This is a genomic window from Methylobacterium variabile (assembly GCF_001043975.1).
Taxonomy (GTDB): domain Bacteria; phylum Pseudomonadota; class Alphaproteobacteria; order Rhizobiales; family Beijerinckiaceae; genus Methylobacterium; species Methylobacterium variabile.
This window is the reverse complement of the sequence record NZ_LABY01000017.1, coordinates 1-25,777: the sequence shown is the minus strand read 5'-3', so window position 1 is coordinate 25,777 and position 25,777 is coordinate 1. Positions and strand designations below refer to the sequence as shown.

The 25,777-nt window shown below is 71.6% G+C and carries 23 protein-coding genes; 10 read left to right on the top strand and 13 right to left on the bottom strand.

From position 1 onward, the window contains the following. The first annotated feature begins 74 nt into the window (after positions 1–74). Both VQ02_RS02600 and VQ02_RS02595 read left to right on the top strand, forming a co-directional pair. Positions 75–1,586, top strand: a complete 1,512-nt coding sequence (locus tag VQ02_RS02600; protein ID WP_425339876.1) for a UbiA family prenyltransferase — start codon at positions 75–77, stop codon at positions 1,584–1,586. Further along, the gene (locus VQ02_RS02595) at positions 1,586–2,020 is read left to right on the top strand and encodes a GtrA family protein (protein WP_048442595.1); all 435 of its coding nucleotides are present in this window, start codon (positions 1,586–1,588) and stop codon (positions 2,018–2,020) included. Before VQ02_RS02600 ends, VQ02_RS02595 begins: the two co-directional genes overlap by 1 nt. Here VQ02_RS02595 and VQ02_RS02590 read toward each other — a convergent pair. Next, positions 2,008–3,234 carry a hypothetical protein gene (locus tag VQ02_RS02590; RefSeq protein WP_048442594.1) on the bottom strand — a complete coding sequence of 409 codons (1,227 nt, stop codon included), beginning with the start codon at positions 3,232–3,234 and terminating at the stop codon, positions 2,008–2,010. The genes VQ02_RS02595 and VQ02_RS02590 overlap by 13 nt on opposite strands. 256 nt (positions 3,235–3,490) lie before the next feature. Between VQ02_RS02590 and VQ02_RS02585 the strand changes: the two genes are divergently transcribed. Continuing rightward, positions 3,491–3,697: a hypothetical protein gene (locus VQ02_RS02585; RefSeq protein ID WP_157080465.1), complete on the top strand. Its 207-nt coding sequence runs from the start codon at positions 3,491–3,493 to the stop codon at positions 3,695–3,697. A 184-nt stretch (positions 3,698–3,881) separates the two neighbouring features. After that, the gene (locus VQ02_RS02580; protein WP_048442593.1) at positions 3,882–4,622 is read left to right on the top strand and encodes a phosphorylase; all 741 of its coding nucleotides are present in this window, start codon (positions 3,882–3,884) and stop codon (positions 4,620–4,622) included. Here the strand turns inward: VQ02_RS02580 and hpnH are convergent. Together hpnH and ispH are read right to left on the bottom strand one after the other, a co-directional pair. Further along, positions 4,545–5,699, bottom strand: a complete 1,155-nt coding sequence (gene hpnH, locus VQ02_RS02575; protein WP_048442592.1) for an adenosyl-hopene transferase HpnH — start codon at positions 5,697–5,699, stop codon at positions 4,545–4,547. The two genes, VQ02_RS02580 and hpnH, sit on opposite strands and share 78 nt — an antisense overlap. Before the next feature lie 101 nt (positions 5,700–5,800). Beyond that, positions 5,801–6,751, bottom strand: a complete 951-nt coding sequence (ispH, locus tag VQ02_RS02570) for a 4-hydroxy-3-methylbut-2-enyl diphosphate reductase (RefSeq protein ID WP_048442591.1) — start codon at positions 6,749–6,751, stop codon at positions 5,801–5,803. A gap of 432 nt (positions 6,752–7,183) precedes the next feature. Here ispH and VQ02_RS02565 point away from each other — a divergent pair, with 432 nt between their 5' ends. The 3 genes from VQ02_RS02565 (at position 7,184) to VQ02_RS36665 (ending at position 12,212) form a co-directional block, all read left to right on the top strand. Continuing rightward, positions 7,184–9,826, top strand: a complete 2,643-nt coding sequence (locus VQ02_RS02565; protein ID WP_048442590.1) for an MMPL family transporter — start codon at positions 7,184–7,186, stop codon at positions 9,824–9,826. 273 nt (positions 9,827–10,099) lie between these two features. Then, on the top strand, positions 10,100–11,575 hold the full coding sequence (locus tag VQ02_RS02560) for a SulP family inorganic anion transporter (protein WP_048442589.1): 1,476 nt from the start codon (positions 10,100–10,102) through the stop codon (positions 11,573–11,575). Positions 11,576–11,846: 271 nt separating this feature from the next. Beyond that, a complete protein-coding gene (locus VQ02_RS36665) occupies positions 11,847–12,212 on the top strand; it encodes a hypothetical protein (protein WP_157080464.1) in 366 nt (121 codons plus the stop codon). Between the two features lie 94 nt (positions 12,213–12,306). Here VQ02_RS36665 and hpnK read toward each other — a convergent pair whose 3' ends face one another. From hpnK to VQ02_RS02530, 6 genes are all read right to left on the bottom strand, one after another. Further along, the gene (gene hpnK, locus VQ02_RS02555; protein ID WP_048442588.1) at positions 12,307–13,182 is read right to left on the bottom strand and encodes a hopanoid biosynthesis-associated protein HpnK; all 876 of its coding nucleotides are present in this window, start codon (positions 13,180–13,182) and stop codon (positions 12,307–12,309) included. Positions 13,183–13,184: 2 nt separating this feature from the next. After that, positions 13,185–13,961 carry an SPFH domain-containing protein gene (locus VQ02_RS02550; RefSeq protein WP_053080161.1) on the bottom strand — a complete coding sequence of 259 codons (777 nt, stop codon included), beginning with the start codon at positions 13,959–13,961 and terminating at the stop codon, positions 13,185–13,187. Between the two features lie 300 nt (positions 13,962–14,261). Next, a complete protein-coding gene (gene hpnJ, locus VQ02_RS02545) occupies positions 14,262–15,698 on the bottom strand; it encodes a hopanoid biosynthesis associated radical SAM protein HpnJ (RefSeq protein ID WP_048442629.1) in 1,437 nt (478 codons plus the stop codon). A 91-nt stretch (positions 15,699–15,789) separates the two neighbouring features. Then, positions 15,790–16,974, bottom strand: a complete 1,185-nt coding sequence (hpnI, locus tag VQ02_RS02540) for a bacteriohopanetetrol glucosamine biosynthesis glycosyltransferase HpnI (RefSeq protein ID WP_048442587.1) — start codon at positions 16,972–16,974, stop codon at positions 15,790–15,792. A 118-nt stretch (positions 16,975–17,092) separates the two neighbouring features. Then, entirely contained in the window at positions 17,093–17,764 is a 672-nt protein-coding gene (locus tag VQ02_RS02535; protein WP_245239607.1) for an MlaC/ttg2D family ABC transporter substrate-binding protein, read from the bottom strand. Positions 17,765–17,768: 4 nt separating this feature from the next. Continuing rightward, entirely contained in the window at positions 17,769–18,842 is a 1,074-nt protein-coding gene (locus tag VQ02_RS02530; protein ID WP_048442586.1) for a lysylphosphatidylglycerol synthase domain-containing protein, read from the bottom strand. Positions 18,843–19,140: 298 nt separating this feature from the next. Between VQ02_RS02530 and VQ02_RS02525 the strand changes: the two genes are divergently transcribed. The 3 genes from VQ02_RS02525 to VQ02_RS02515 all read left to right on the top strand — a co-directional run bounded on the left by VQ02_RS02525 (position 19,141) and on the right by VQ02_RS02515 (position 22,256). Further along, positions 19,141–20,325: an amidinotransferase gene (locus tag VQ02_RS02525; protein ID WP_048442585.1), complete on the top strand. Its 1,185-nt coding sequence runs from the start codon at positions 19,141–19,143 to the stop codon at positions 20,323–20,325. Positions 20,326–20,483: 158 nt separating this feature from the next. Beyond that, the gene (locus tag VQ02_RS02520; RefSeq protein ID WP_048442584.1) at positions 20,484–21,779 is read left to right on the top strand and encodes an SDR family oxidoreductase; all 1,296 of its coding nucleotides are present in this window, start codon (positions 20,484–20,486) and stop codon (positions 21,777–21,779) included. Between the two features lie 3 nt (positions 21,780–21,782). Then, positions 21,783–22,256 carry a DUF2269 family protein gene (locus VQ02_RS02515; protein ID WP_048442583.1) on the top strand — a complete coding sequence of 158 codons (474 nt, stop codon included), beginning with the start codon at positions 21,783–21,785 and terminating at the stop codon, positions 22,254–22,256. Between the two features lie 43 nt (positions 22,257–22,299). Here VQ02_RS02515 and VQ02_RS02510 read toward each other — a convergent pair whose 3' ends face one another. The 4 genes from VQ02_RS02510 to VQ02_RS02495 form a co-directional block, all read right to left on the bottom strand. Continuing rightward, a complete protein-coding gene (locus VQ02_RS02510; RefSeq protein ID WP_048442582.1) occupies positions 22,300–23,190 on the bottom strand; it encodes a DUF3313 domain-containing protein in 891 nt (296 codons plus the stop codon). Positions 23,191–23,528: 338 nt separating this feature from the next. Next, positions 23,529–24,317, bottom strand: a complete 789-nt coding sequence (locus tag VQ02_RS02505; RefSeq protein ID WP_048442581.1) for an SDR family NAD(P)-dependent oxidoreductase — start codon at positions 24,315–24,317, stop codon at positions 23,529–23,531. 173 nt (positions 24,318–24,490) lie between these two features. Then, complete coding sequence (locus tag VQ02_RS02500) at positions 24,491–24,745, bottom strand: hypothetical protein (RefSeq protein ID WP_048442580.1); 255 nt, start codon at positions 24,743–24,745, stop codon at positions 24,491–24,493. Positions 24,746–24,821: 76 nt separating this feature from the next. Beyond that, complete coding sequence (locus VQ02_RS02495; protein WP_048442579.1) at positions 24,822–25,427, bottom strand: glutathione S-transferase family protein; 606 nt, start codon at positions 25,425–25,427, stop codon at positions 24,822–24,824. Positions 25,428–25,777: the final 350 nt, after the last annotated feature.

The window sequence follows — 25,777 nt, the reverse complement described above, 5'->3', positions numbered from 1 at the left end:
AGCCTGCGCCGAGATCACAGCAGCGCAGGCCGCACACGATGTCCTTGGCGAGTTCTTCCCTGGCCAGCTCGTCCCTGGCAAGTCCGCGCGCGCGCGAGCGCGACGAACCGGTTCCGGCCGCCGCGATCCCGGGGCGGGACGAGGGCCCGCTGGTGCCCCTCGTCGTCGACCTCGACGGCACGCTCCTGCGCACAGACCTGCTGCTCGAGGGCGTGGTGGCGATCCTGCGCCGCAACGTCCTGATGCTGTTCTGGATGTTGGCCTGGCTGCCCCGCGGCCGGGCCTATTTCAAGCGCCGGGTCGCCGAGCGGGCCGCCCTCGACTTCGCCACCCTGCCGGCGAACGAGGAGCTGCTGGCCTACATCGAACTCCAGAAGACCCTCGGGCGCGAGATCGTGCTCGCCACCGCGGCCGACGAACTGATGGCGCGCCGCATCGTCGAGCGCTTCCCGCTCTTCGACCGGGCGGTGTCGAGCGACGGGCTCGTCAACCTGAAGGGCGAGGTCAAGGCCCGGCGCCTCGCCGCCCTGTTTCCGCGCGGGTTCGACTATGCCGGCAACGCCGCGGTCGACCTGCCGATCTGGGCGCGGGCGCAGCGGGTGATCCTGGTCGAGACCCCGGCGGGCGTCGCCCGGGCGGCCCGGGCCGGCGGACGCCCATCCGAGGAATTCGCCGCCGCGCCGCGCCTGCGGGCGCTGGCCAAGGCCCTGCGGCTGCACCAGTGGGCGAAGAACGGCCTCGTCTTCGTACCCCTGCTGCTCGGCGGGCTCGCCAGCAGCGCCGGCGCCTGGGCCGAGGCGATGCTGGCCTTCGTGGCGCTGGGCCTCGTCGCCTCGGCGAGCTACCTCATCAACGACCTCTGGGACCTGCCCCACGACCGGGCGCACTGGTCGAAGCGCCATCGCCCCCTGGCGAGCGGACGGCTGCCCCTCGCGACCGGGCTCGCCGCGATGGTCGGCGGCCTCGCCCTCGGCCTCGGCCTCGCGGCCCTTGGCGGCCCGGCGCTGCTCGCCGCCGTGCTGGCCTACCTCGCCGTGACCCTGGCCTACTCGTTCTCGCTGAAGCGGGTGCCGATGCTCGACGCCCTCGTCCTCGGCAGCCTGTTCACCCTGCGGCTCGTCATCGGGGTCGCGGCGGTGGGTGTGGCCTGGTCGCCCTGGCTCCTGACCTTCTCGATGTTCCTGTTCACCTCGCTCTCCTTCGCCAAGCGCCACACCGAGCTGCGCGGGGCGGTGAGGCGCGGGCGCACCGGCCAGCTCTCGGGGCGCGGCTACCGCCCGGCGGACGAGCCGGTGGTGCTCGCCTTCGGGATCGCCGCGGGCCTCGCCAGCATCGTGATCTTCATCCTCTACCTCGCCAACGAGGCCTTCCGGCACGCGGTCCTCTCCGCGCCGCTGGCCCTGTGGGCCTTCCCCCCGGTCTTGGTGCTGTTCATGGGCCGGGTCTGGCTGCTGGCCGGGCGCGACGAGCTCAACGACGATCCCGTCGCCTTCGCGGTCAAGGACCGGCCGTCCCTGAGCCTCGCCGCCTTCGCCGGCCTCTCCTTCGCGGTCGCGGCCTTCGGGCTGCCGGGCTGGGGGTGGTGATGCGGCCCGAGGTCGTCCGCTTCCTGATCGCCGGCGGCTCGGCCGCCGCGATCAACTGGCTGTCCCGCATCGCCCTGTCATGGGTGCTGCCGTACTGGGCCTCGATGCTGGTCGCCTACGGGATCGGCATGGCGGCCGGGTTCTGGCTCTACCGGACCTTCGTGTTCCGGGGCGCCACCGGCCGGCTCCCCCGCCAGGCCGCGGTCTTCGTCGCGGTGAACGCCGCCGGGGCCGGCGTGGTGCTGGGGGTGAGCACGCTCCTCATCGCGGCCCTCACGGCCGTGCTGCCGGCCCTGCCGCTGCCGGTGGCCGAGGCGCTCGGCCACGGCGTCGGGATCGCGGCCGGCGCGGTGTCGAACTACTTCGGCCACCAGATCCTGACCTTCGGGGTGCGCCGGGGCGGCCACGCCCCGGCCGGGGCTCACACCTTGTAGACGCTCGTCAGCAGCGTCACCGCCGCGTTGGCGAGGATGCCCCAGGTGACGAGGAGCGGCAGGGCGGCGTAGGCCCGGGGCCGCTCGGCCCTCAGCATCAGCACGATCAGGATCGGCAGCCAGTCGAGGGCGTAGCGCTGGGTGGCGGTCTGGTCGGCGCCGTTCGAGTGGTAGAACAGCGTGATGCCGGCGATGATCGCGATCACGACGGCGCCCGCCGCGAAGGCCCGGTCGAGGCGGGCGTAGAAGGCCAGCAGCAGCCACGGGCACATCACCAGGAGGGCCGACCCGGAGCGGTCGAGGCCGGTGAGCTGCGTCAGGTACGGCCCGCCGAACTCGAAGTGGATGCCCTGCAGGAACAGGTAGAGGACGTTGAACAGGACGTAGTCGCGCGAGAACAGCCCGACCTCGGTGATGCGCCGCCAGATGAAGCCGGTGCTGCCGGGATTGTGGATGAAGGCGTAGCCGGTCTCGGTCGGGCTGCCGAAGCGGACGTAGTTGTAGACGAAGTAGGCGACGAGGGCCGCGACGACCGGGATCCCGGCGAGGAGCACCGGGCGCACCAGCCGCCGCGCGGTCTCGCGCCACCCCTCCTCCCGCGGCATCGCCAGGACGAGCAGGAACAGCGGATAGAAGATCGCCATCTGCCGGCACAGGAAGGCGAGCGCCACGAACAGCCCGGCGAGCGGCAGCGAGCGCCGGCAGATCACCGCCCACAGGCTCAAGGTGGTCATCAGGAAGCCGACCGCCTGGGCGTAGAACCACACCCCTTCCGACCGCAGGGTGACCTGGAACAGCGGGCTCGCGAAGGCGATCGCCGCCAAGAGCCAGAACGCGTCGGCATCCTCGACGTCGAGCGCCCGGAAGATCCGGTGCCAGGCCCACAGGCTCAAGCCCGCCAGCGCCAGGGCGAGGAGCACGAAGCCCTTGAAGCCGGGGAAGCCGAACACGGCCACGAAGGGCAGCGCCACCACGGCCGGCAGCGGCGGGAAGATCACGTAGGTCCGGCCCTGGAACAGGGCGCAGTCGATCTCCGGACAGCTCTCGACCCACAGCCGTCCGTGCAGGAAGGCGTCCGCCAGCGCCCCGTGCGAGTTGAGGCCCGGATCGCGCAAGGCGCCCCGCAGGATCAGGAGGCCCAGGAGCGCGAGGGCGCCGAGCCCGGCGAGGAATGCGAGCGCCCGGTTGCGGTTGTCCTCGGAGGTGCGGTGCATGACGGTCCTGCGGCATAAGGGTGCGAAGGTGCCGTGACCGGCGATCCCTTCTTCGCACCCAAGCTTAACCGGGTCTTTCGCAACGAACCTTCTACACCCCGAGGGCGGCGCCCGTGCCGCGGTGCGACTGGAGAGAGGCCCGTCGCCGTTGCGAGTGCGATCGGCGTCGTCAAACGAAAGCGCCTAATTGTTTTACAAGGGGCGGGAAGGCCACGGCATCCCCGCGCATCGCCTGTACACGCCCACGCAGGATGCGATGGCCGACGCCGCCGTCTACGCCGGCATCCTGTGCCGCCTTCAAGGCTACGCCGGGAATAGGCGCAGGAAGGCCCTGCTCGACTGCACGCTCTTCTTCCAGGCCGGCCAGCTCGGCTGCGCCCTGCTGACCGCGAACGTCGCCGATGTCGGCTGCCTGCAGCAGATGCGGCCCGAAGGGCGAGTCCTGTTCTACGAGACTGTCTGATCCTACGCCCGGGCGTCCGTCTCGGCAGCCGCGGTCCGCCACGATGCAGCGTCCACCCCGTCGGGCACTGCCCTGATCCACCGGCGCGACCCGTGTCACCGGCGCCACACGCCCGCCTCACCCAGTTTGGTATGAGGGATGCCCTGCTGACCAGCCTCCCCCACCGAGACACCCCGAGCCCCGCATGATCGTCGTCGAGGACACCACTGGTCCGAACGGGCCCCATCCCGTCCTGGCCGTCACGGGCCTCGCCCGCGAGGCGCGGCTGGCTGCCGGGCCCGGCGTGGCGACGGTCGGGGCCGGGGGCAACCCGGAGCGGCTGCGGGATCTGCTCAACGGTCGTGCGGCGCCGGGCTGCCGGGCGGTGATGAGCATCGGCATCGCCGGCGGGCTCGATCCGGACCTGGCGCCGGGCGACGTCGTGGTGGCGACCGGGGTCGTGGCGGGCGGACGGCGCACCGCGGCCCGTGCGGAGGTCGTGGACGCCCTTGCCCGCCGGCTCGCGGACGCGCCGACGCGGGTCGTCAGGGCGGATCTCGCCGGGGTGGAGGCGGCGGTACTGTCGCCGCACGCCAAGGCGGTTCTGCGGGCCGAGACCGGCGCCGCGGCGGTCGACATGGAATCCCACGTCGCGGCCGCCTTCGCGGAGGCGCACGGCCTGCCGTTCTGCGCCGTGCGGGTGGTGTGCGACCCCGCCGACCGCGCCCTGCCAGCGGCGATCGCCAAGGCCCTCAAGCCGGACGGCGAGCCCGACATCCTCGCCGTCCTGGCGGCTCTGGCGCGCCGCTCGGCCACCGTGGGCGGGCTGGTGCGCCTCGCCCGCGATTCGTCGGCGGCGTTCGCCGCGTTAGGCCGCTGTCGCGCGCTTCTTGGCGTCGGCCTTGGCGTCCCGGATCTCGGAGAGCTTCTGCGCGACGTTGCGTGAGAACACGAACTCGGCCGGGCGCTGGTTCTCGAGCGAGATCTCGGGGGCCATCTCGCCCTCGGTCTTGATGCCGCGCATCGCGTAGACCAGCGGCTTCCACGGCTTCTTCACCGAGTCGACCACCGAGGAGGCCTCGTAGCCCGAGTGCACCATGCAGTCGGCGCACTTCTCGTAGTTGCCGGTGCCGTAGGCGTCCCAGTCCGTGGTCTCCATCAGCTCCTTGAAGGTCTTGGCGTAGCCCTCGCCGAGCAGGTAGCACGGCTTCTGCCAGCCGAAGACCGTGCGGGTCGGGTTGCCCCACGGGGTGCAGTGGTAGGTCTGGTTGCCGGCCAGGAAGTCCAGGAACAGGCCGGACTGCTGGAAGGTCCACTTCTCGCGGCCCTTCTCCTTGCCGAGGCGGAACACGCCGCGGAACAGGTCCTTGGTCGCCCGGCGGTTGAGGAAGTGCTGCTGGTCGGGCGCGCGCTCGTAGGCGTAGCCGGGGGAGACGGTGATGCCGTCGATGCCCATCCGGGTCACGCTGTCGAAGAAGTCGGCGATCTTGTCGGCCGAGGAGTTGTTGAAGAAGGTGCAGTTGATCGTGACCCGGAAGCCCATCTCCTTGGCCTTCTGGATCGCCGCCACCGCCTTGTCGTAGACGCCGCGCTGGCACACCGACTGGTCGTGCATCTCCTTGTCGCCATCGAGATGGATCGACCAGGTGAAGTACGGGCTCGGCTTGTACTGCGCGATCTTCTTCTCGAGCAGCAGCGCGTTGGTGCAGACGATCGCGAACTTCTTCTGGGCGATGATGCCCTCGACGATCTGCGGCAAGTCCTTGTGCAGCAGCGGCTCGCCACCCGCGATGACGACGACCGGTGCGCCGCACTCGCGGACCGACTCGAGTGCTTCGTCGACCGGCAGACGCTTGTTGAGGATCTCGTCCGGATAATCGATCTTGCCGCATCCCGCGCAGGCGAGATTGCACCGGAACAGCGGTTCCATCATCATCACCAGCGGGTAGCGCTTGCGCCCGGTGATGTGCTGCTTGAGAATGTAGCCGCCGATCTTCGCGACGTACCGTAGCGGAATGCCCAAGACCAAGGCTCCTTGTGTCGTGGTTCGTATCAAACGCTGTGCCAAGCGGGCTGATTAGCGCGAAAAGTGGCGGATTTCCAGCAAGCTAGGTTCGAAAGGGTCTAAGTGTGGCCCAAACTCGACGGCAGCGGGAAGCTCGCGCTCTCAATGATACCCGGCAGGGTCGAGATCCTCAGGGGGGTGCGACGCTGCAGCGCAGCAATCACCTCCGCGATCACCACCTCCGGGGTCGAGGCGCCGGCGGTGAGACCGAGCGTGCGGGCCCCGGCGAGATCGAGGGCCGCCAGGTCCTCCGCCCCCTCGACGAGGTGGCTCGGCCGGCCCGCCTCGGCGGCGATCTCCCGCAGGCGGTTGCAGTTCGACGAGTTGCGGGCCCCCACCACCAGGATCAGGTCGGCGATCTCCGCCAGCGCCCGCACGGCGGCCTGGCGGTTCTGGGTCGCGTAGCAGATGTCCCGGGTCTCGGGGCCGACGAGGTCGGGGAAGCGCCGGCGCAGGGTCGCGATGATCGCCCGGGTGTCGTCGACGCTGAGGGTCGTCTGCGTGACGTAGGCGAGGCGCGCCTCCGCCGGCAGGTCCAGGGCCTCGGCCTCGGCGACGCTGCCGACGAGGAGCACCGGCCCGTCGATCTGCCCGAGGGTCCCCTCGACCTCGGCGTGGCCGGCATGTCCCACCAGGATCACGGTGCGTCCCTGCGCGGCGTAGCGCCGGCCCTCCCCGTGCACCTTGGCCACCAGCGGGCAGGTGGCGTCGATGACCGGAAGCCTGCGGCGCTCGGCTTCCGCCTCCACCGCCCGCGAGACGCCGTGGGCCGAGAAGATCGTAGTGGCGCCGTCCGGCACCGCGTCGAGGCTCTCGACGAAGCGGGCCCCCTTGGCCCTGAGGTCGGCGACGACGCGGCCGTTGTGGACGATCTCGTGGCGCACGTAGACCGGCCCGTCGCCCCGGGCGAGCGCGCGCTCGACGATCTCGACCGCCCGCACCACTCCGGCGCAGAAGCCCCTGGGCTGGGCCAGCACGAGGTCGAGCCCGTTCTCCTGCCTACCCTCCACCGAGCCCCGTCCCCCTCGCTGCGACCCCGTCCCGGGCTCCGCCCCCGCGGGCAAAACGCTCCCGGCTGCGAGGTTTAAGGCCAGGGCCGCGGCCTCGTAAAGCCGAGCTCGCCCGGCCGGGGACGCGCGGCGGACCCCGGCGGGCCGGGGATCCGTTTCGGGCCAACGCGTTGCAATCGGGCCTGCGGGTCACTACCTAGCGCGCCACGGACGCGCGTTCCGGTGCGTCCGCCAGCCGGGCCGTGCCGCCGATGCGTGCCGTGACCATGGGCGTCGCTGCACCGCGCGCTATGTTGGTCCCGGCCGGCGCGGACTCGCGCGGGATGTCGCTGTCCCGGTGGGTCGTGCCGGTGCGATCCAGGGATTTCAGGGGCCGTCGCGATCCGCCCGGATCCGCCGCGCGTCTCGAGAGCAAGAGGCAGGCTTCGCATCGTGATCGAACGGCTCGTGGCGTTTTCCGTACACCGGCGCTGGCTCGTCATCGTGGCCGCGCTGCTGCTCACCGTCGCGAGCGCCGTCACGGCGGCGCATCTCTTCCGCATCAACACCGACGTCGAGCGCCTGATCACGTCCGACGTGCCCTGGCGGCAGGACGAGATCCAGTTCGAGAAGACCTTCCCGCAGCGCAGCAACCTGCTCGTCGCGGTGATCGACGGCCGGACGCCGGAGCAGGCCGAGGAAGCCGCCAACCGCCTCACCCAGGCCCTGTCCTCGCACAAGGACCTGCTGCCGGTGGTCTACCGGCCGGATGGCGGCCCGTTCTTCGACAAGAACGGCCTGCTGCTGATGCCCCAGAAGGAGCTGGAGCAGACCACCGAGAAGCTGGTCCAGCAGCAGGGCCTGCTCGGGCCGCTGGCGGCGGACCCGTCCCTGCGCGGCATCATGCAGGCCATGGTGATGGGCGCCCAGGGCGTGAAGGCCGGCCAGGCCAAGCCCGACGACCTCGTCGGCCCGATGGGCCAGATGAAGGAGGTTTTCGACAAGGTGCTCAAGGGCGAGCCGGCCCAGCTCTCGTGGCAACTGCTGCTCGCGGGCGGCAAGGCCGAGCCGAGCGACCTGCGCCGCTTCGTCATCGCCCAGCCGGTGCTCGACTACGACGCCCTCCAGCCGGGCGAGAAGGCGACCCAGCTGATCCGCGACACGGCCCGCAATCTCGGCCTGACCGAGGCCAACGGGGTGCGGGTGCGCCTCACCGGCCAGGTCGCGGTGGCGGACGACGAGTTCGCGACGCTCGCCGACGACGCGGCGCTGAACTACTCGGTCACCGGCGGCGCCATCGTGCTGTTCCTGTGGCTGGCGCTGCGCTCGGGCAGCCTCGTCGTCGCGGTGCTCGTCACCACCTTCGCAGGGCTCGTCGTCACCGCCGCCCTCGGCCTCCTGATGGTCGGGGAGCTGAACCCGATCTCGGTCGCCTTCGCGGCCCTGTTCGTCGGCCTCGGCATCGATTTCGGCATCCAGTTCGCGGTACGCTACCGCGCCGACCGCTTCGCCGAGTCGGACCTCGTCCGGGCGATCCGCTCGGCGGCCCGCGGCGTCGGCTGGTCGCTGACGCTGGCGGCGGTGTCGCTGCTCGCCGGCTTCTTCTCGTTCCTGCCGACCGATTTCCGCGGCGTGTCGGAACTCGGCCTGATCGCCGGCGTCGGCATGATCGTCGCCTACCTGTTCTCCCTCACCCTGCTGCCGGCCCTGATCGCCGTGCTGCGGCCGCCGGGCGAGAAGCAGGAGGTCGGCACCGCCAGCATGGCCTCGGTCGACCACTGGATCCTGGCCAACCGCAAGCTGGTCCTGGTGCTCACCGGCGTCGTCACGGTGGCGGGCCTGCCGCTGCTCTACTGGCTGCCCTTCGATTCGAACCCGATGCACCTGCGCAGCGCGAAGGTGGAATCGGTCGCGACCTATCTCGACCTGACCAAGGACCCGAAGACCAGCCCCAACACCATCGACGTGGTCGTCCCCAACCGCGACGCCATCGCCCCGATGGTCAAGAAGCTGACGGCGCTCCCGAGCGTCGCCGGGGTGATCGACATCGACACCTTCGTGCCGGCCGACCAGGACCAGAAGCTCGCCATCATCGAGGACGCGGCGCAGGTGATGGGCCCGGTGCTGAGCCCGCCCCGCGTCGCTCCAGCCCCGAGTGACCGCGAGGTGGTGACGGCGATCCGCAACGCCGTCACGGCCCTGCGCGGCATCGCGCAGGGGGGCCAGGGCGCCGCGGCGTCCGGCCCGCTGGCGACGATCCAGGGCTTCACCGACACCCTCGAGCGCCTCGCCGGCGCCGAGCCGTCGGTGCGCGAGGCCGCCGCCGCCGCGACGGTGCCGAACCTCAAGGCCCTGCTCACCCGCCTGCGCAGCCTGCTCACGCCGGAGAAGATCACCCTCGAGAACCTGCCGGCGCAGATCCGCTCCGGCTGGATCGCCGCCGACGGCAAGGCCCGGATCGAGGTGCAGCCGAAGGGCAACTCGAACGACAACGCGGTGCTGCGGCGCTTCTCGAAGGAGGTGCTGAGCGTGGCCCCGCACGCCACCGGCGCGCCGGTTGCCACCACCCGGTCGAGCCACACCATCCTGGGCGCCTTCATCGAGGCGGGCCTGCTGGCGCTGGCCTCGATCTTCATCATCCTGTCGGTCGCCCTGCGGCGGCCCTGGGACGTCGCCATGGCGCTCGGGCCCCTGGTGCTCGCCACCCTGTGGACGCTGGAGGCGCTCTACCTCATCGGCATGCCGCTGAACTTCGCCAACATCATCGCCCTGCCGCTGATGCTGGCGGTGGGCGTCGCATTCCACATCTACTACGTGATCGCCTGGCGGGCCGGCGTCGCCGACATGCTGGCCTCGAGCCTGACGCGGGCGATCTTCTTCTCGGCGCTCACCACCGGCACCGCCTTCGGCTCGCTGGTGCTGTCGAGCCACCCGGGCACCGCCAGCATGGGCAAGCTCCTCGCCCTGTCGCTGTTCTTCACCCTGCTCGCCGCCTTCTTCATCGTGCCGGCCTTCCTGGGGCCGCCGCCGAAGCAGAAGGCGAAGGACGGCGCACCGGAGAACGCGGCCCAGCGCGATCCCCTGATCCCGGCCTGACATCCGGGCCGGACCATTGGCCAAGCAGCCCCGCCCTCGCCGAGGGGGCGGGGCTTTTTCGTCGCCCGCCCTGTTGCGGCGCAGCGAGGCCCCGTGCTAAGGCACCGGGCATGATGCAGGATCGAGCCATACCGGTCTCGCGGCCCACGCCGCCGTAGCGCCCGCTCTCCCGCATCCCTCTCCCATTTCCGCTCTCCTGCCCGCCCGATTCGATCGGCGGGTTCTCCTCGCGCGCCCTCCCCGCCTGGGCGCCTCTCCGAAAGCTCCTCTCCCATGAACCTCGTCCGCCTGCGGCGCGAATGGGCGCCCGACGTCACGCGCGAACTCCTGGCCGGCACCGTCGTCGCCCTCGCCCTGATCCCTGAGGCAATCGCGTTCTCGATCATCGCCGGCGTCGACCCGAAGGTCGGCCTCTACGCCTCGTTCTGCATCGCGGTCGTGACCGCGATCGCGGGCGGGCGCCCGGCGATGATCTCGGCCGCGACCGGCGCGATGGCCCTGGTGATGACCACGCTGGTGAAGGAGCACGGCCTCGGCCACCTCTTCGCCGCCACGATCCTGACCGGCCTGATCCAGATCGCCGCCGGCGCGTTCAAGCTCGGCAACCTGATGCGCTTCGTCTCGCGCTCGGTCGTTACCGGCTTCGTCAACGCGCTCGCGATCCTGATCTTCCTCGCCCAGATGCCGGAGCTCATCGGCCGCGGCCCGGTGGTCTACGCGATGACGGCCGCCGGCCTCGCGCTGATCTACGGCCTGCCCTACCTGACGAAGGCGGTGCCCTCGGCGCTCGTCACCATCGTGCTGTTCACCGCCGTCTCGATGAGCCTCGGCCTCGGCATCCGCACCGTCGGCGACATGGGGGCGCTGCCGAGCGAGTTGCCGAGCTTCGCCCTGCCGCAAGTGCCGCTCACCCTCGAGACCCTGCGCATCATCCTGCCCTACGCCCTCACCCTCGCCATGGTCGGCCTGCTCGAGAGCCTGATGACCGCGGCGATCATCGACGAGCGCACCGACACCACCTCGAACAAGAACCGCGAATGCGCCGGCCAGGGGCTGGCCAACATCACCGCCGGCCTGTTCGGCGGCATGGCCGGCTGCGCGATGATCGGCCAGTCGGTGATCAACGTCTCGTCGGGCGGCCGCGGCCGGCTCTCGACCCTGTGGGCCGGCGCCTTCCTGCTGTTCCTGATCGTGGTGCTCGGCCCCTACGTGGCGCAGATCCCGATGGCGGCCCTCGTCGCGGTGATGATCATGGTGTCGATCAACACCTTCCAGTGGCGCTCGATCCGCACCCTGGTCACCCACCCGACCACGTCCAGCATCGTGATGCTCGGCACCGTCGCGGTCGTGGTCGCCACCCACGACCTCGCCAAGGGCGTGCTGTTCGGCGTGGGCTTGAGCGGGCTGTTCTTCGCCCACAAGGTCACCCGCTTCTTCGCCGTCGCCTCCGCGCGCGAGGCCGGCACCCGCACCTACCGGGTCACCGGCCAGATCTTCTTCGCCACGGCCGAGGCCTTCCACGCCGCCTTCGACTTCCGCGAGGAGGACCTGGACCGCGTGGTGATCGACCTCACGGCGGCGCATTTCTGGGACATCACCGCCGTCAGCGCCCTCGACCGCATCGTCCTGAAGTTCCGCCACCACGGCTTGGCCGTGGAGATCACCGGCCTCAACGCGGCCTCGGCCACGATGGTCGAGCGGCTCGCCACCCACGACAAGCCGGGGGCGGCGCTGTCCTCGGGGCATTGAGCTCCGGCTCCCGGTACGCCCCCGGCGCCCGTAGGCCCCCCCGCGTCTCGGGAACGGGCCGCCGCGGGGCTCGGGCTGCCTGGGCAGACCGCAGGCGTGCGGATCCTCCCTCCGGTCACGGGCCGGAGGCCCGCCCCCAAGATCGAAGAGTCGAGGCGTACATCATTCCTTCAAATGGATGATGATCTTGGGAAGAAACATTTTGTAACATACCGCCCGTCCGACAAGCGGCAATATCGACCATCGATAATGGTTTGCAAGGAGACGGGTCGTGAAGAGAGTGATCATGGCCGGTTGCGCCCTGGCCGTCGTCTCGGGTGGTTTCGTCGTCTCGTCCCTTGGTCACGCACAAGCACAGCCCGTCGTGACTGTTCCGAGAGAGTGCAGCAACGGCGTCTGCGGGTCGTCCAAGTATTACGGCGGCCGGGTGCGGATCTCCGTGGGCAGCCGATTGTCGCGGACCACGCACTTCAACTTCAAGACCAATCCGGGTGCACAGATCGAGATCCGGGGAGGATACTCCTTCGACCAGGAGCCCGGACGGCGCGGAACCTACAGCGTCCAGGCCTGTGACCGCGGCGGCTTCGGAGCACGATCGACCTGCACCCGGTGGGCGACGTTCCAGTGGAGAAGCTGAGGCTGAGCCGAGTCGCGCTGGCGGGCGAATCCTGCATCGTTTTCGCAGCCGAACCGGTGACCGTCTCGGCACTGACTGGCCGGCCGCTCGATAGTCAGGTCAATGACCGGTGCCGGTCGTTCAGGAAATCCGAGAAGCCCCCGAGCCGTGCGCCGGAGGCCGCCAGCGCGGACCGGCTCTCCGGCGCCACCAGGGCGTCGAGCTCCGCCGCGTAGGCGTAGCCTAGCGCCTCGCCCGGGAAGCCGCCGGCGGTGGCGGGGTGCAGGTAGAGCTCGGTCAGCCCGTCCGGCAGGTGGCGCAGCAGGCCCGCGACCCGGGCCGGGGTCATGGCGCCCGACCAGGCGAGGCCGAGCACACGATCGGGGGTGAGGACGCCCGACCGCCGCGCCCGGGCGCCGAGCAGCGCCGCCCAGGGGGCGGTGTCGAGGGCGAGTCCCGGCTTCGCGCCGGGCTCGGCGAGGCGCAAGGTGTCTCGCGATTCCCGCGGCACCCGGATCGCCCGCATCCCGTAATCGCGCCCGATCGCCAGCACCATCCCGGCGATGATCGGGTGGACGTGGAAGTGCTTGTGCGCGTTGACGTGGTCGAGGGGCAGCCCGGTCGCCCGGAAGGCCTCGAACTGCGCCCGGATCTCGGCGGCGAGCTGGCGCCGGGCGCCGGACCTCAGGGCCAGGTCGAGCCCGAGCCGCGCCTGGTCGGCCCGCATCAGCCCGGCGCCGTCGGTGAGGTCCGGAAGTTCCGACGCCGGCAGGGTCGGCCACGCCTCCACCATCACGAGGTGCAGGCCCACCCTCAAGGACGGCAGGGCGCGGGCCCGCGCCACCGCGTCGGCGGCGGCCGGTGCCGACACCATCAGGCTCGCCGCGGTGAGGATGCCGTCGCGGTGGGCCCGCTCCACCGCCTCGTTCACCTGCGGCGAGAGGCCGAAATCGTCCGAGGTGACGACGAGGCGCTTCTCCGATGCCGGCATCGTCAGCTGTCCTGCTCCATCGTGGCGGCATCCCCCGGCCTCGCGGCCACCAGGGCGTCGCGGCCGAGCACCAGCGTCGCGCCGCCCTTGCCGCCGGAGGGGGAGAGCGCCTGGATCAGGCGCAGGTTCATCAGCTCGGGATTGCCCTTGAGCATCCGGGCGGCATTGGCGAGGGAGCGCAGGGCCGCCTGCTCGCCGCGGGCGCGCTCCAGGGCGGCCTGGGATTCGAGGCGGGCGCGCTCGACCTCGACGTAGAGGCGCCGCGGATCCGGCGGCAGGGTGAGGGCGGTGACCGTGATCGACGCGAGCCGGCAGCCCGCGACCGGCTGCGGGACATCGCTCGCGAGCGCCGCCCCGAGCCCCGGCCGGTCGGCCAGCATCGCCTCGACGCTGCGGGCGGCGGCGTGCACCAACGCGTCGGTAACGGCGAGCTTGAGGGCCTCGCGATAGTTGCCCGCGTGGGCGGCGCGCGGATCGACGATCTCGAAGGCGATCGTCGCCGAGACCCGGTAGAGCAGGCGGTCGGCGCTCGTGACCTTGAGGGCGAAGAGGTTCTCGAAGCTCAAGCCGCGCGGCAGCGTCACCACGAGGCGGTCGCTCCGGCCCAGGGTGCGGGAGCGGCCCGGGCCGAGCACCCCGGCGAAGCGGCCGTCGACGTAGAGCAGGCCCTGCTCCCACTCGTGGATGGTTCGGCTCATCCGTCCGACCTGCCGCCACAGGATGGCCAGCACCAGGACGCAGAGCGCGACGCTCATGAGGCCGAGGCCGGTCGGCGGCATTCTCTTCTGCTCCGTCTGGCTTGAAACACACCCCGCCGCGGGGACCGAACGGGGGCCCGTAGCCCGCAGGGTCCGATCCTGGCTGCCCGGAGGCCGGCGCCGGAGGGCGGGGTTGGGCTATCCTGACTGGCTGCCTGAGGCGGACTGATCACCGCTGGCCGTGCCCTGGCGGGCATCGCGCGGCACGGGTCTGCCGTTGCGTGACGTAGCACGAGGCGGGGCGCCCCTGTCGAGGGGGGCCGGACGAGAACGACCGGGCGCGAGCCCGGCCGTCGTGACGATGCGGTGATGAGGCGGCGCTTACGCGGCCTTCTTGGCGACGCCCTGGCGCTCGCGCAGGAAGTGCCAGAACTCGACGCCCTCGCGCAGGCGCCGCTTCATCATGTCGGGCGAGCGCACCATCTCGCTGACGATCGAGGCGATCTTCGGGGCGCGGAAGTAGAACTTCTTGTAGAACTCCTCCACCGAATTGAAGATCTCGGTGTGGGACAGGTGCGGGTAGTGCAGCGGCGCGATCTGCACGCCGTTCTCGTCGACCAGCTCGGCGTTGTCCTTGTCGAGCCAGCCGTTCTCCACCGCCTGCTTGTACAGGAAGGTGCCAGGATACGGCGCGGCGAGGGAGACCTGGATGGTGTGCGGGTTGATCCGCTTGGCGAAGGCGATCGTCTCCTGGATCGTCTCCTTGGTCTCGCCCGGCAGGCCGAGGATGAAGGTGCCGTGGATCGCGATGCCGAGCTCGTGGCAGTCCTTGGTGAACTTCTCCGCGACCTCGACCCGCATGCCCTTCTTGATGTTGTGCAGGATCTGCTGGTTGCCGGACTCGTAGCCGACCAGGAGCAGGCGCAGGCCGTTCTCCTTCAGGACCTTCAGGGTCTCGCGCGGCACGTTGGCCTTGGCGTTGCACGACCAGGTCACGCCGAGCTTGCCGAGTTCGCGGGCGATCTCCTCCGCGCGCGGGAGGTTGTCCGTGAAGGTGTCGTCGTCGAAGAAGAATTCCTTGGTCTGCGGGAATTCCTTCAGGCAGTACTTGATCTCCTCGATCACGTGCGCGACCGAGCGGGTGCGGTAGGTGTGGCCGCCGACCGTCTGCGGCCACAGGCAGAAGGTGCAGCGCGACTTGCAGCCCCGGCCGGAATAGAACGAGATGTAGGGGTGCTTCAGGTACCCGATGAAGTACTTCTCCATCTCGAGGTCGCGCTTGTAGACCGAGGTCACGAACGGCAGCTGGTCCATGTCGGTCATGATCTCGCGGTCCGGGTTGTGGACCACGACGCCGTCGGCGTTCCGGTACGAGAGACCCTTGATCTCCGCCATCGGCACGCCCTCGGCGACCTCCTTGACGGTGAAGTCGAACTCGTTGCGGGCGCAGAAATCGACCACCGGGGCCTGGGCCATCGAGCCGGCGGCGTCCACCGCGACCTTGGCGCCGATCAGGCCGGCGATCAGCTTCGGGTTCGCCGCCTTCAGCGCCTCGATCGTCTTCACGTCCGACTTGAACGACGGCACCGAGGTGTGCAGCACCACGAGGTCGAAGTCGTTGGCCTGGGCCACGATCTCCGGCAGCTTGATGTCGTGCGGTGGCGCGTCGATCAGCTTGGAGTTCGGCACCAGGGCCGCCGGCTGGGCGAGCCAGGTCGGGTACCAGAACGACTTGATCTCGCGCTTGGCCTGGTAGCGCGAGCCGGCGCCGCCGTCGAAGCCGTCGAAGGTGGGGGCCTGGAGGAAGAGGGTCCGCATCATCGGGGTCGTCTCTGAGGAGGGGCCGCCAGAGCGGCCGTGAGGCCGCCTGCGCGGCCGATGAGGCCGTCGAACGGCCGATGTCGTGTCGTCAGGTCGAGGGAGCGCCGGACTCGCGGGCGAGGCCGGGCTCGGGGATCAGCGTGCCGTCCGCAACGACCCGATAATCATGACCTTTCCAAGTCACGGCGCCGGATACGAAGCACCAAGCGAAGCCGGCGAAGGACAGGAGGTCGCGGATCGGCAGCAGCCAGTAGGGGTGCGGCTCGAGGCCGAAGGCCCGCTCGATCCGCACGCACAGCACGATGCGGCAGGCCAGCGCCAGGGCCGCCGCCGCCAGGGCGGTGACGCCCGAGCCGGGCAGCAGCGCGGCGATGAGCGCCAGCGGGAAGGCGTGGGTGACCAGGGTGCCGGCGTAGCCGACCGGATCGAGGTTGCGGATGGTGCGGTTCCAGCGGGTCTCGTGCCGCCACAGCCCGGCAAGCGAGGTGTCGACGCAGGTATGCCCGATGGTGAAGCTCGGGATCGCCACGATGCCGCCCTGTGCCCGGAGCGCCGCCCCGAGGGCGTAGTCGTCGGCGAGGTCGTCGCGGATCGCCTCGAAGCCGCCGATGCTGGGCAGGAGCTCGGTGCGGAACGCGATGGTCGAGCCGAAGCACGGATCGGCGAGGCCCAAGCCCGTGCCCATCAGCACGTTGGGCAGGAACTGGGTGTCGATGGCGAGCGCCGAGAGGTGGGCCCACACGCCCCGGTTGGCCGGCACGCCGTGGTAGAGGCAGGTGACGCCGGCGACGCCGGGCTGCGCCAGCTCGGCGACGATCCGCTCGAGGTAGTCGGGCGCCACCACCATGTCGCTGTCGGCCAGCACCACGATCTCGTGGGCGATCAGGCCCGCCATGTTGATGAGGTTCGAGACCTTGCGGTTCGCGCCGTGCTGGCGGGCGTCGATCACCAGGTCGATGCGCAGGGACGGGTGCTCGGCCTGCAGCCGGTGCACCACCGCGATCGCCGGGTCGGTCGCGGTCTGCACCCCGAAGATCACCTGCACGGCGCCCGCATAGGCCTGGGTGCAGAAGGTGGTGAGGTTCTGGTGCAGGTTCGGCTCGTCGCCGCAGAGCGGCTTGAGCACGGTCACCGAGGGGCGCGGCGCCTGCGCGGCCAGGTGCGGCACCGGGCGCCGGGCGAGGCGCCCGGCGAGCCAGGCCGTGGTCAGGCCGTACACGCATCCCGCGAGCGCCAGGATGATCAGCAGGGTGGAGATCCAGGTCCAGTCCATGGCGAAACGCACGATCCCTGGGAGGAGTTGGCCGCGCGGGGCGCGGCGGGCTGTCTTATGGCTCTGATGCTACGGACGGATCGTTCGTGCCCGGTTGTCGCCGGCACCGTGATCCGGCTCAGGGCTTAGGCGCCGCCTTCGGCGGCGGGGCCGCCAGCATCGTCTCGGTGGACTTGCGCAGGTGGGCCAGCAGGCCGTCCGGCCCGCCCTCCTGCAGCGGCTCGGAGAAGCCGGTGCGCAGGGTGCCGGCCTCGCTCACCGTGCCCTGGAGGTAGACGTCGGTGATCCGGTTCTCGGCGTTCAGCACGTAGTCGACCGGGGAGGTGTCGCCGCTGCCGTCGGTCACGGTGACGTGCACGATGCGGCCGTTGCCGCGCGCCTCGCTCTTCGGGTCGATCGCGAACTTGCTGCCGGCGGCGGCGCTGAGCCGCGTGGCGTAGGTCGCGGTCAGGTAGGGCCCGAAGGCGGCGGTCAGGGCCTCCTGCTTGTCGGCCGGGATCTCCTTCCAGCGCGTGCCGACGCCCAGGCGCAGCATCGCCGGCAGGTCGAAGTTCTGCTGCATCGGTCCGGACAGGATCTCGGCCCGGGCGCGTACGTCGCCGGCCTTCAGGGCGGCCTCGAGAGCCTCCGTCATGCGCCGCACGGTGGCCACCGCCGGGTCGCCCTCCCCGGCCTCGGCCGCCGGCGCGGCGGCGCTCTGGGCCGCGGCCGGCAGCGGCATCGCCTGGGCGGCCGCCGCCAGGAGGCCGGCGATCGTCAGGCTGCGCAGGATCTCGCGTCGGGTCTGCACCAGGTCACTCTCCTTTGCCATCGACGGGCGCCGCGGCGTAGCCGAAGGCGGGCCCGAGGCCCTGGCGCGGGCGCAGGCGCGCCCGCAGGGCCGCGCCGATCCCGGCCGCCGGGCGGCGGCCTTGATCGGCGTTATCCTCCAGGGCGTGCCAGAGCAGCAGGCTCGGCAGCCCGACCGTCAGGTCGGCGAGGCGCTTGATCAGCGACAGGGCCAGGGCCGCCTCCGCCGGGATGCCGAACACCGCGCAGAGCGCGATCAGCCCGCCCTCCTGCGCGCCGAGCGCGCCCGGCACCGCGAAGGCGGCGCCGCGCACCGCCTGCGCCAGGCTCTCGATCACGATCGCCTCGAGGAAGCCGACCTCGTAGCCCATGAAGCGCAGGACGATCCAGACCTCGAGGGTGCCGATGATCCAGCCGATCAGGTGGGTCCCGATGGCGGTGGCGATGCGGCCGCGCGCGGCGTAGAGGCCGCGCAGGCGCTCGAACAGCACGTCGACCGCGCCGAAGATCCGCCACTCGCGCCCGCCGGCGAAGCGGTTGATCGCCGCCTGCAGCAGGGCCTGGCCGAAGCGCCGCTGCACCAGGTAGAACGCCACGAGGGCCGGGGCCGCCACGACGAGGCCGAGGCCGACATAGTGCACGATCGGCCCGTCGCCCCCGAGGGCGACCAGGATGCCGAGGCCCGCCACCGTGAACAGGAACTGCGTGAGCGCCTGGATCATCAGGTCCACCAGCGTGGTCGCGCCCGCGAGCGCCCCCGGCACGCGCTGGAGCGTCAGCAGCCGGGCGCCGATCAGGTCGCCGCCGACCTGCGCCACCGGCAGCAGGGTGTTCACGCCCTCGCGCACGAAGCGCACGCCGACGCAGGTGCGCAGCAGCGGTCTCTCGTCGCGGGGAAACACCACCCACCAGCCGAGGCCCGCCCAGGCCACGGCCACGAAGCGCGCCGCCACCACCAGCACGGCGCCCCAGCCGGAGGCCCACAGGGCATCCGCGACCGCCTCCGGTCCCGAGGAGACGAACAGGCCGATCACGGTGCACAGGCCGGCGATCAGGCCCAGAGTCGTCAGTCGCTTCATGACCCTCTTTCTGTCGTCGCGGCAGCGACCGCGGGGGCGCGCCATTCCGGCAACGGAGGCGAAACAAAGCAGCGCCGTTGCATCCCGGCACGTTGCAGCTTTGATGGGCCCTGTCTATCACCGCCCGGACACACTGCCGGTGAATCCGGCATGTCCCACCGGCCCGGCGAGCCCGACCAAGCATCGCCGCAAGCTTATGTTATGGCGCAGCTTCCTCCCCGGCCGGCGCGGACCGGCGGGGCTCTGGAATCACGCGAGAGAAGGCCGCTTGTGACGGCCGTCAGGGGATGGACGAGGCATGGATCGGGAGACGACCTTCGAGGCCGAGCGCAGCCCGCTCGACGATGCGGCCGCGCACGACCTGCCGGCCTTCCAGGGCGACGGTCCCGGCCGCGCTCCGGCGCCGCAATCGCCGGTGATGGCCTGGAACGAGTGGGACCCGCTCGAGGAGGTGATCGTCGGCTCGCTCGACGGCGCCACGATCCCGACCCACCACCTGACGGTGATCTTCAACCTGCCGCGGGCCGCCCAGCCGTTCTACCGGCTCGCCTCCGGCTGGAAGTACCCCGGGTTCATGAAGAAGCTCGCCCAGCAGGAGCTGGACGGCTTCATCAAGATCCTGGCCGGCGAGGGCGTGAAGATCCGCCGTCCCGACTCGGTCGACTTCTCGAAGAAGTTCAAGGCGCCGCGCTGGTCGTCGCGCGGCTTCTGCGTCGCCTGCCCGCGCGACCCGTACCTGGTGATCGGCGACGAGATCATCGAGAGCCCGATGTGCTGGCGCTCGCGCTACTTCGAGGGCGACGCCTACCGCTCGCTGTTCAAGGAGTACTTCCGGGCCGGCGCGCGCTGGACCTCGGCGCCGCGGCCCCAGCTCACCGACGAGCTCTACAACTACGGCTACCGGGTGCCGAACCTGAAGGCCGGCGAGCCGATGCAGTTCACGGTCAACGAGTTCGAGCCGGTCTTCGACGCGGCCGACTTCGTGCGCTGCGGCCGCGACCTGTTCGTGACCCGCTCCAACGTGACGAACCTGATGGGCATCGAGTGGCTGCGCCGCCACCTCGGGCCGGGCTTCCGCATCCACGAGATCGAGAGCCGCTGCCCGCAGCCGATGCACATCGACTCGTCGTTCATGCCGCTCGCCCCCGGCAAGGTGCTGGTCAACCCCGACTACATCGACGTCGAGAAGCTGCCGGCGGTGCTCAAGAAGTGGGACGTGCTGATCGCCCCCCGCCCCGACCCCGTCGAGGGCTTCATGAGCAAGATCTCGATGTGCTCGCCCTGGACCTCGATCAACGTGCTCGCCATCGACGAGAAGAAGATCGTGGTCGATTCGAGCCAGCCGACGCTGATCAAGGCGCTCAAGGACTGGGGCTTCGACCCGATCCCGACGCCGTTCCTGTCCTACGGCCCGTTCGGCGGCTCGTTCCACTGCGCCACGCTCGACGTGCGCCGGCGCGGCCCGCTGAAGTCGTACTTCTGAGCAAGGTACGGCGGCCCGCCGGGAGCGCGGGACGCCGTTTCCGATCGGGTTGCCGTTCGGCCACAGGCGGGTGACCGGGCGGCGGAATCGGCTTGCGCCCCGGCCGCCCGGCGGGTGAAACCGCGGGGAGCCGCCCGCACCCCGAAGGCCGTCGCCCGATGAGGATCCTGGTACTCGGCGGCTACGGCCTGATCGGCTCCGCCGTGCTCGCGCGCCTGCTCGAGGCGGGCCACGAGGTCTGCGCCCTCGGGCGCGACACCGCCGCGGCGCGGCGCCGCCTCCCCGAGGCGACCTGGATCACGCGCGACCTCGCGGCCCTCACCGATCCCGCCTCGTGGCACCCGGTGATCGCCGGCTGCGACGCGGTGGTGAACTGCGCCGGGGTGCTCCAGGACGGCCCGCGCGACGACGTGCGCGCCGTGCAGGCAACCGCCATGCGGGCGCTCTTCCGGGCCTGCGCCGAGGCGGGACTTCGCACGGTCGTGCAGGTCTCTGCCGTCGGCGCCTCATCCGATGCGCGAACCGCCTTCATGCGCACCAAGGCCGAGGCCGACGCGGCCCTGGCCGCGCTCGACCTCGACTGGACGATCCTGCGCCCGGGCCTCGTGCTCAGCCCCACCGCCTATGGCGGCACGGCGCTGCTGCGGGCGCTGGCCTCCGTCCCGCTGGTCGTGTCGGTCGTCGGCGGGGCCGGGCCGATCCAGACCGTCCACGTCGACGACGTCGCCGAGGCCGTGCGCCTCGCCGTCGCAGGCACGGTGCCGCCCAGGGCGGCCTACGACCTCGTGGAGGACGAGGCGCATGCCATGTGCGCCGTGGTCGCGGCGTTCCGGGCCTGGCTCGGCCATCCCCCGGCCGCGGTCGCGACCGTGCCGCGGCCCCTCGTGCGGCTGGTGGCGGCGGTCAGCGACGGCCTCGGCCGGCTCGGCTGGCGCTCGCCCCTACGGTGCACGGCGCTCGTTCAGGTCACGGAGGGCGTCACCGGCGATCCCGGCCCCTGGCGGCGGGCCGGCGGGCCGGCGCCGTCCGGTCTCCGGGCGAGCCTGCGCCGCCTGCCCTCCACGGTGCAGGAGCGCTGGTTCGGCCGGCTCTGGCTGCTGAAGCCGCTCGTCGTCGGCGGTCTGGCGCTGTTCTGGCTCGTCTCCGGCCTCGTCGGCCTCGCCCGGTTCGACGCGGCGGCCTCCGTGCTCACCACGCGGGGCATCGGGCCCGGCCTCGCCGGCGCCGCGGTCGCGGCCGGCATCGCCCTCGACCTCGCCCTCGGGGCCGCGATGCTGGTGCGGCGCACCATGCCGCTCGCCGCCCTGGCGATGGTCGGCGGCACCCTCGCCTACCTGGCGGCCGGAACGCTGCTCGCTCCCGACCTCTGGGCCGACCCCCTCGGCCCCTTCGTGAAGACGCTGCCCGCCGCCCTCCTGGCGCTCGTCGCCCTGGCCCTCGCCGCCGAGCGCTGAGCGGTGCCCTGGATCGACCTTTTGCGCTGGCTGCACGTGATCGGCGCGACGGTGCTGTTCGGCACGGGGACGGGGATCGCCTTCTTCATGCTGGCCGCGCACCGCACCCGCGACCCGGCCCTCGTCGCCCACGTCGCCGGCACGGTGGTGATCGCCGACGCGCTGTTCACGGCCACCGCCGCCGTGGTGCAGCCGCTGACCGGCTACGCCCTCGCCCGTCTCGTCGGCTGGCCGCTGACCGAGGGCTGGCTCCTCGCGTCGATCGGGCTCTACGTCCTCGTCGGCCTGTTCTGGCTGCCGGTGGTGCGGATTCAGCTCCGCCTGCGCGACCTCGCGCGGGCGGCGGCCGCGGGCGGGCAGGAGCTGCTGGCGGCCTACGACCGGCTGTTCCGGATCTGGTTCGCCTGCGGCTGGCCGGCCTTCGCCGCGATGCTGGCGATCCTCTGGCTGATGACTGCCAAGCCGACGCTGGGCTGAGGCGAACTCAAAGCCAGATCCCGCCTCAAGGCCAAGTCCCGCCTCACGGGCGCCCGGCGAGAGGGCCCTTGTCGGTCCAGTCCGGCGGCAGGCCGAACGAATCGCCGATGATGCCGTCGATGCCCGGGGCACGGCCGAAGGCCTGGCAGTCGGGGTCGCGGGGCATCTCGCCCAGCACCGTCACGCGGACGCGATCGTAGGTCGGGATGGTGAGCTCGGCCTCGAACGGGTCCTCGCCGGTGGCCAGGAACGAGCCGAAATCCTGGCCGAAATCGCCGGCGAGGTCGTAGGCGTCGGCGGCCGGCGAGAAGCGGGCCTGGTTGGTGAAGGAGTTGGCGCCCCCGGCCCACACCATGGCGGCGCGCTGCTGGCGGCGGGCGTCGAGGGCCTCGGCCTCCACCGTCAGGTCGCCGAGGCCGATCGGCAGGCGCGGCACCGGCACCTTGCCGATCGTGTCGGCGAAGCCGACGCCGACCTGCGCGGCGATCGAGATCGCCGCGGAGGCGCCGACCGCGACGCCCGCCGCCGGCACGTTGGTCAGCCCGACGCGGGTGATGCTGGACCGCACGGTCAGGTCGGCCTTGCCGGACGAGACCACGTCGTAGCGCAGCGACAGCTCGTAGCAGAGCGCCCGGTCCGCCGCGTTGGCGACGACCCGGCGCTCCTGCTCGGTCAGGCCGGGGCCGGAGACCGCCTCGGGGAAGGTGGTCGGGATGATGCGGACGGTCCGCACCTGGGCCATCGCCGCCTTGTCGATGAAGATCCGCGACTTCGTGGCGGTGGCGTCGCTCGCCGTCAGGTGATCGTAGCGCGTCAGCAGGCCGGTCTGGGTCAGCACCGGCGTGGCGCAGCCTGCGAGCGCGGCCAGCGCCGCCGCGGTCGCACCGCGGCGTATGGTCCGCGCGCCCAGGGCAGCCTTGATTGTCGTCCGCATTCGGTCGCTTTCCCGGATGACGCGTAGCCGGACCCGCGGGGACCCTGGCGGAGGCTCCCGGAGACCGGCTCCTGGCGGCGCAGGACGGGCCCGTTCCGGGCCGCCGCGCCGTGATGGTCCGAAGCCTAACGCCCGCGGCCCGGGCCGGGAAGACGAGCTTGGCGGCAGCGGACGGTTCGGCCCGAGCTGTAACGCTTCGGCCACATTGTTTCTGGCGGCCGGAGCCCTATCGCCTCGCCCGACCGCGTTGCGGCCGGGCGAGCCTCCTGGTTGTCGATGGGCCGCAATCGTCCTCGACGAGCCGGCATCCCCGTCGTCGGACGTTGCTCCGGGCCTCGTCAGGCCATCGCCGCCATGCTGCAGCTTTGGCCGCCATCCACAGGCAGGCAGACGCCGGTGATGAAGCGGGCCTCGTCGGAGGCGAGGAAGACTGCCGCGTGGGCGATGTCCCAGGCCTCGCCCAGGCGGCCCAGGGGCACCCGTCGGTCGCGGCCGGCATCCAGGGTGCCGGCGCCCCGGCACTCGTCGGCGACCGTGGTGTCGAGGAGTCCCGGCAGGATCGCGTTCGCCCGGATGCCATCGCGGGCGTACTGCATCGCCACCGAGACCGTGGCCTGGTTCACCGCCGCCTTCGCGGCCGCATAGGCGAAGGACGGTGTCCCGGTCCAGCGCAGGGAGGCCACCGACGAGATGTTGACCACCGCGCCCCGGCGCCGGGCCCGCATCCCCGGCAGCACCGCCTTGCAGGTGCGCCAGACGCCGCCGACATTGACCTCGAGCGCTTGGCGCCAGGCCTCCTCGTCGAGGTCCTCCGGGCCGCCCGCCTCCGGCAGGCCGACATTGTTGTGCAGGATGTCGATGTGGCCGAATCGCCTCTCGCCGGCGGCGACGGCCTTCGCCACCGCATCGAAGTCGGTGACGTCGGCGCAGAGCGCCTCGGCCTCGTTGCCCTCCTCGGCGATGATCTGGGCCGTCTCCTCAGCGGCCGCGAGCAGGCGGTCGACGCAGATCACCCGGGCGCCCTCCCGGGCGAAGGCCACCGCGACGGCCTTGCCGTTGCCCCATCCGGTGCCGGCGGAGCCCGCCCCGAACACGATCGCGATCTTCTTCACCAGGCGTGTCGACATGGCGCGGCCTCCGCGTGCTCGGAGGACAGTCGCGAGAAATCCCCCGCCCGCGCAACGGGCGAGGAAGCAGGGCCGCCAGTATTCGCCCGCATGGCACCTGACCAGGGCTTTGCCCCGATGGCACCTGGTCCGGGCTCTGCTGGGCGGCCGTGCGCGGCGCCGGGCCCGCGGGCTCAGGCCCGGGCGGGGCCGGCGGCCCGGGCCCAGCGCCAGGCCGCGACCCCCGCCGCGAGGGCGAGGCAGAGCTGGGCCAGGCTGCCCTCGCCCAGATGGGCGTGGCCGAGCCCGAGCCGCACGGCGAGGCGCACGGCCGCGCCCGCGGCCCAGTAGCCGAGGCAGAAGGTCAGGGCGGCGAGGAGGAGCGCGACGAAGTCGCTCCTGGGGAGATCGGCCACCCCGGGGGTGTCGTTCGTGGGGGTATCGTGCATGGGAGAGACCCCGCGGGCAGGGACGCGCCTCGCGGGCCCAGCAAGAGCCGCGCCAGGCCGGTCCCGGCCCTGCGGCTCATTCGGGCCGCGTCGCCTGCATCGACGGCCGGTCCCCGAAGCGCGCGAACCACTGCGCCGCCGCCGGGGCGCGCTCGCGCCAGCCCAGGTCGGGCAGGCGCAGGTCGAGGTAGCCGAGGCCGCAGCCATACGTGATGGTGGCGATGTCGACCCGCTCGCCGAACTCCGGCGCCGCCGCCTCGATCCTCCCGAGCGCGTCGGCGATCTTCTCCCGCTGGCCGGAGACCCAGGCCGGCGAGCGCTCGGTCTCCTGGCGCACCCGGGTCTCGTAGACGCAGAGCAGGGCCGCATCGAGCAGGCCGTCGCCGATCGTCTGCGCGGTGAGGGCCGCCCAGCGGGCCGGGCCCGGGGCCGGGAAGAAACCGCCCTGGCCCAGATGGTCGAGGTACTCGCAGATCACCCGGCTGTCGGCCAGGACCGTGCCGTCGTCGAGGAGCAGCGTCGGCACCTGCCCGAGGGGGTTCTGCGCCACGATGCCGGCGTCGCGGTTGATCGGGTGGGCGGCGGTCGGCAGCAGCTCGATCCTGTCGGCGAGCCCGAGCTCGTGGGCGACGACCAGCACCTTGCGGACGAACGGCGACGCCTTGGCGTAGAACAGCTTCATGTGTTTCCTCCTGGTGGGTTCTTTTTCGTCGAGCGTTCGATCGTCCGGAATGACGGGAGCGACGTTCTCCACTGTCATACCGCCGCGCCTTCGAACGGACCCGTTCGGAGGCGCAAGGCAAGCCCGAACGGGCGCCGGCGCTGATACCCTCGCGCCTTCGCATCGACGTGTCGATGCGAAGGCGCGAGGGTATCATTCGCTTGGTGTGCCCCGTCGAACGAGGCCGTTCGACGGCGCGGCGCCGGATGACAGGGGAGGGTGTCAATGCCGTTCCGAGAGGGGAGCAGGCTCCGACGCAAGAAAGCCCAGCGTCATCGCCGGATCTCTCGCGTCGGGGCGTGTTGATCGGC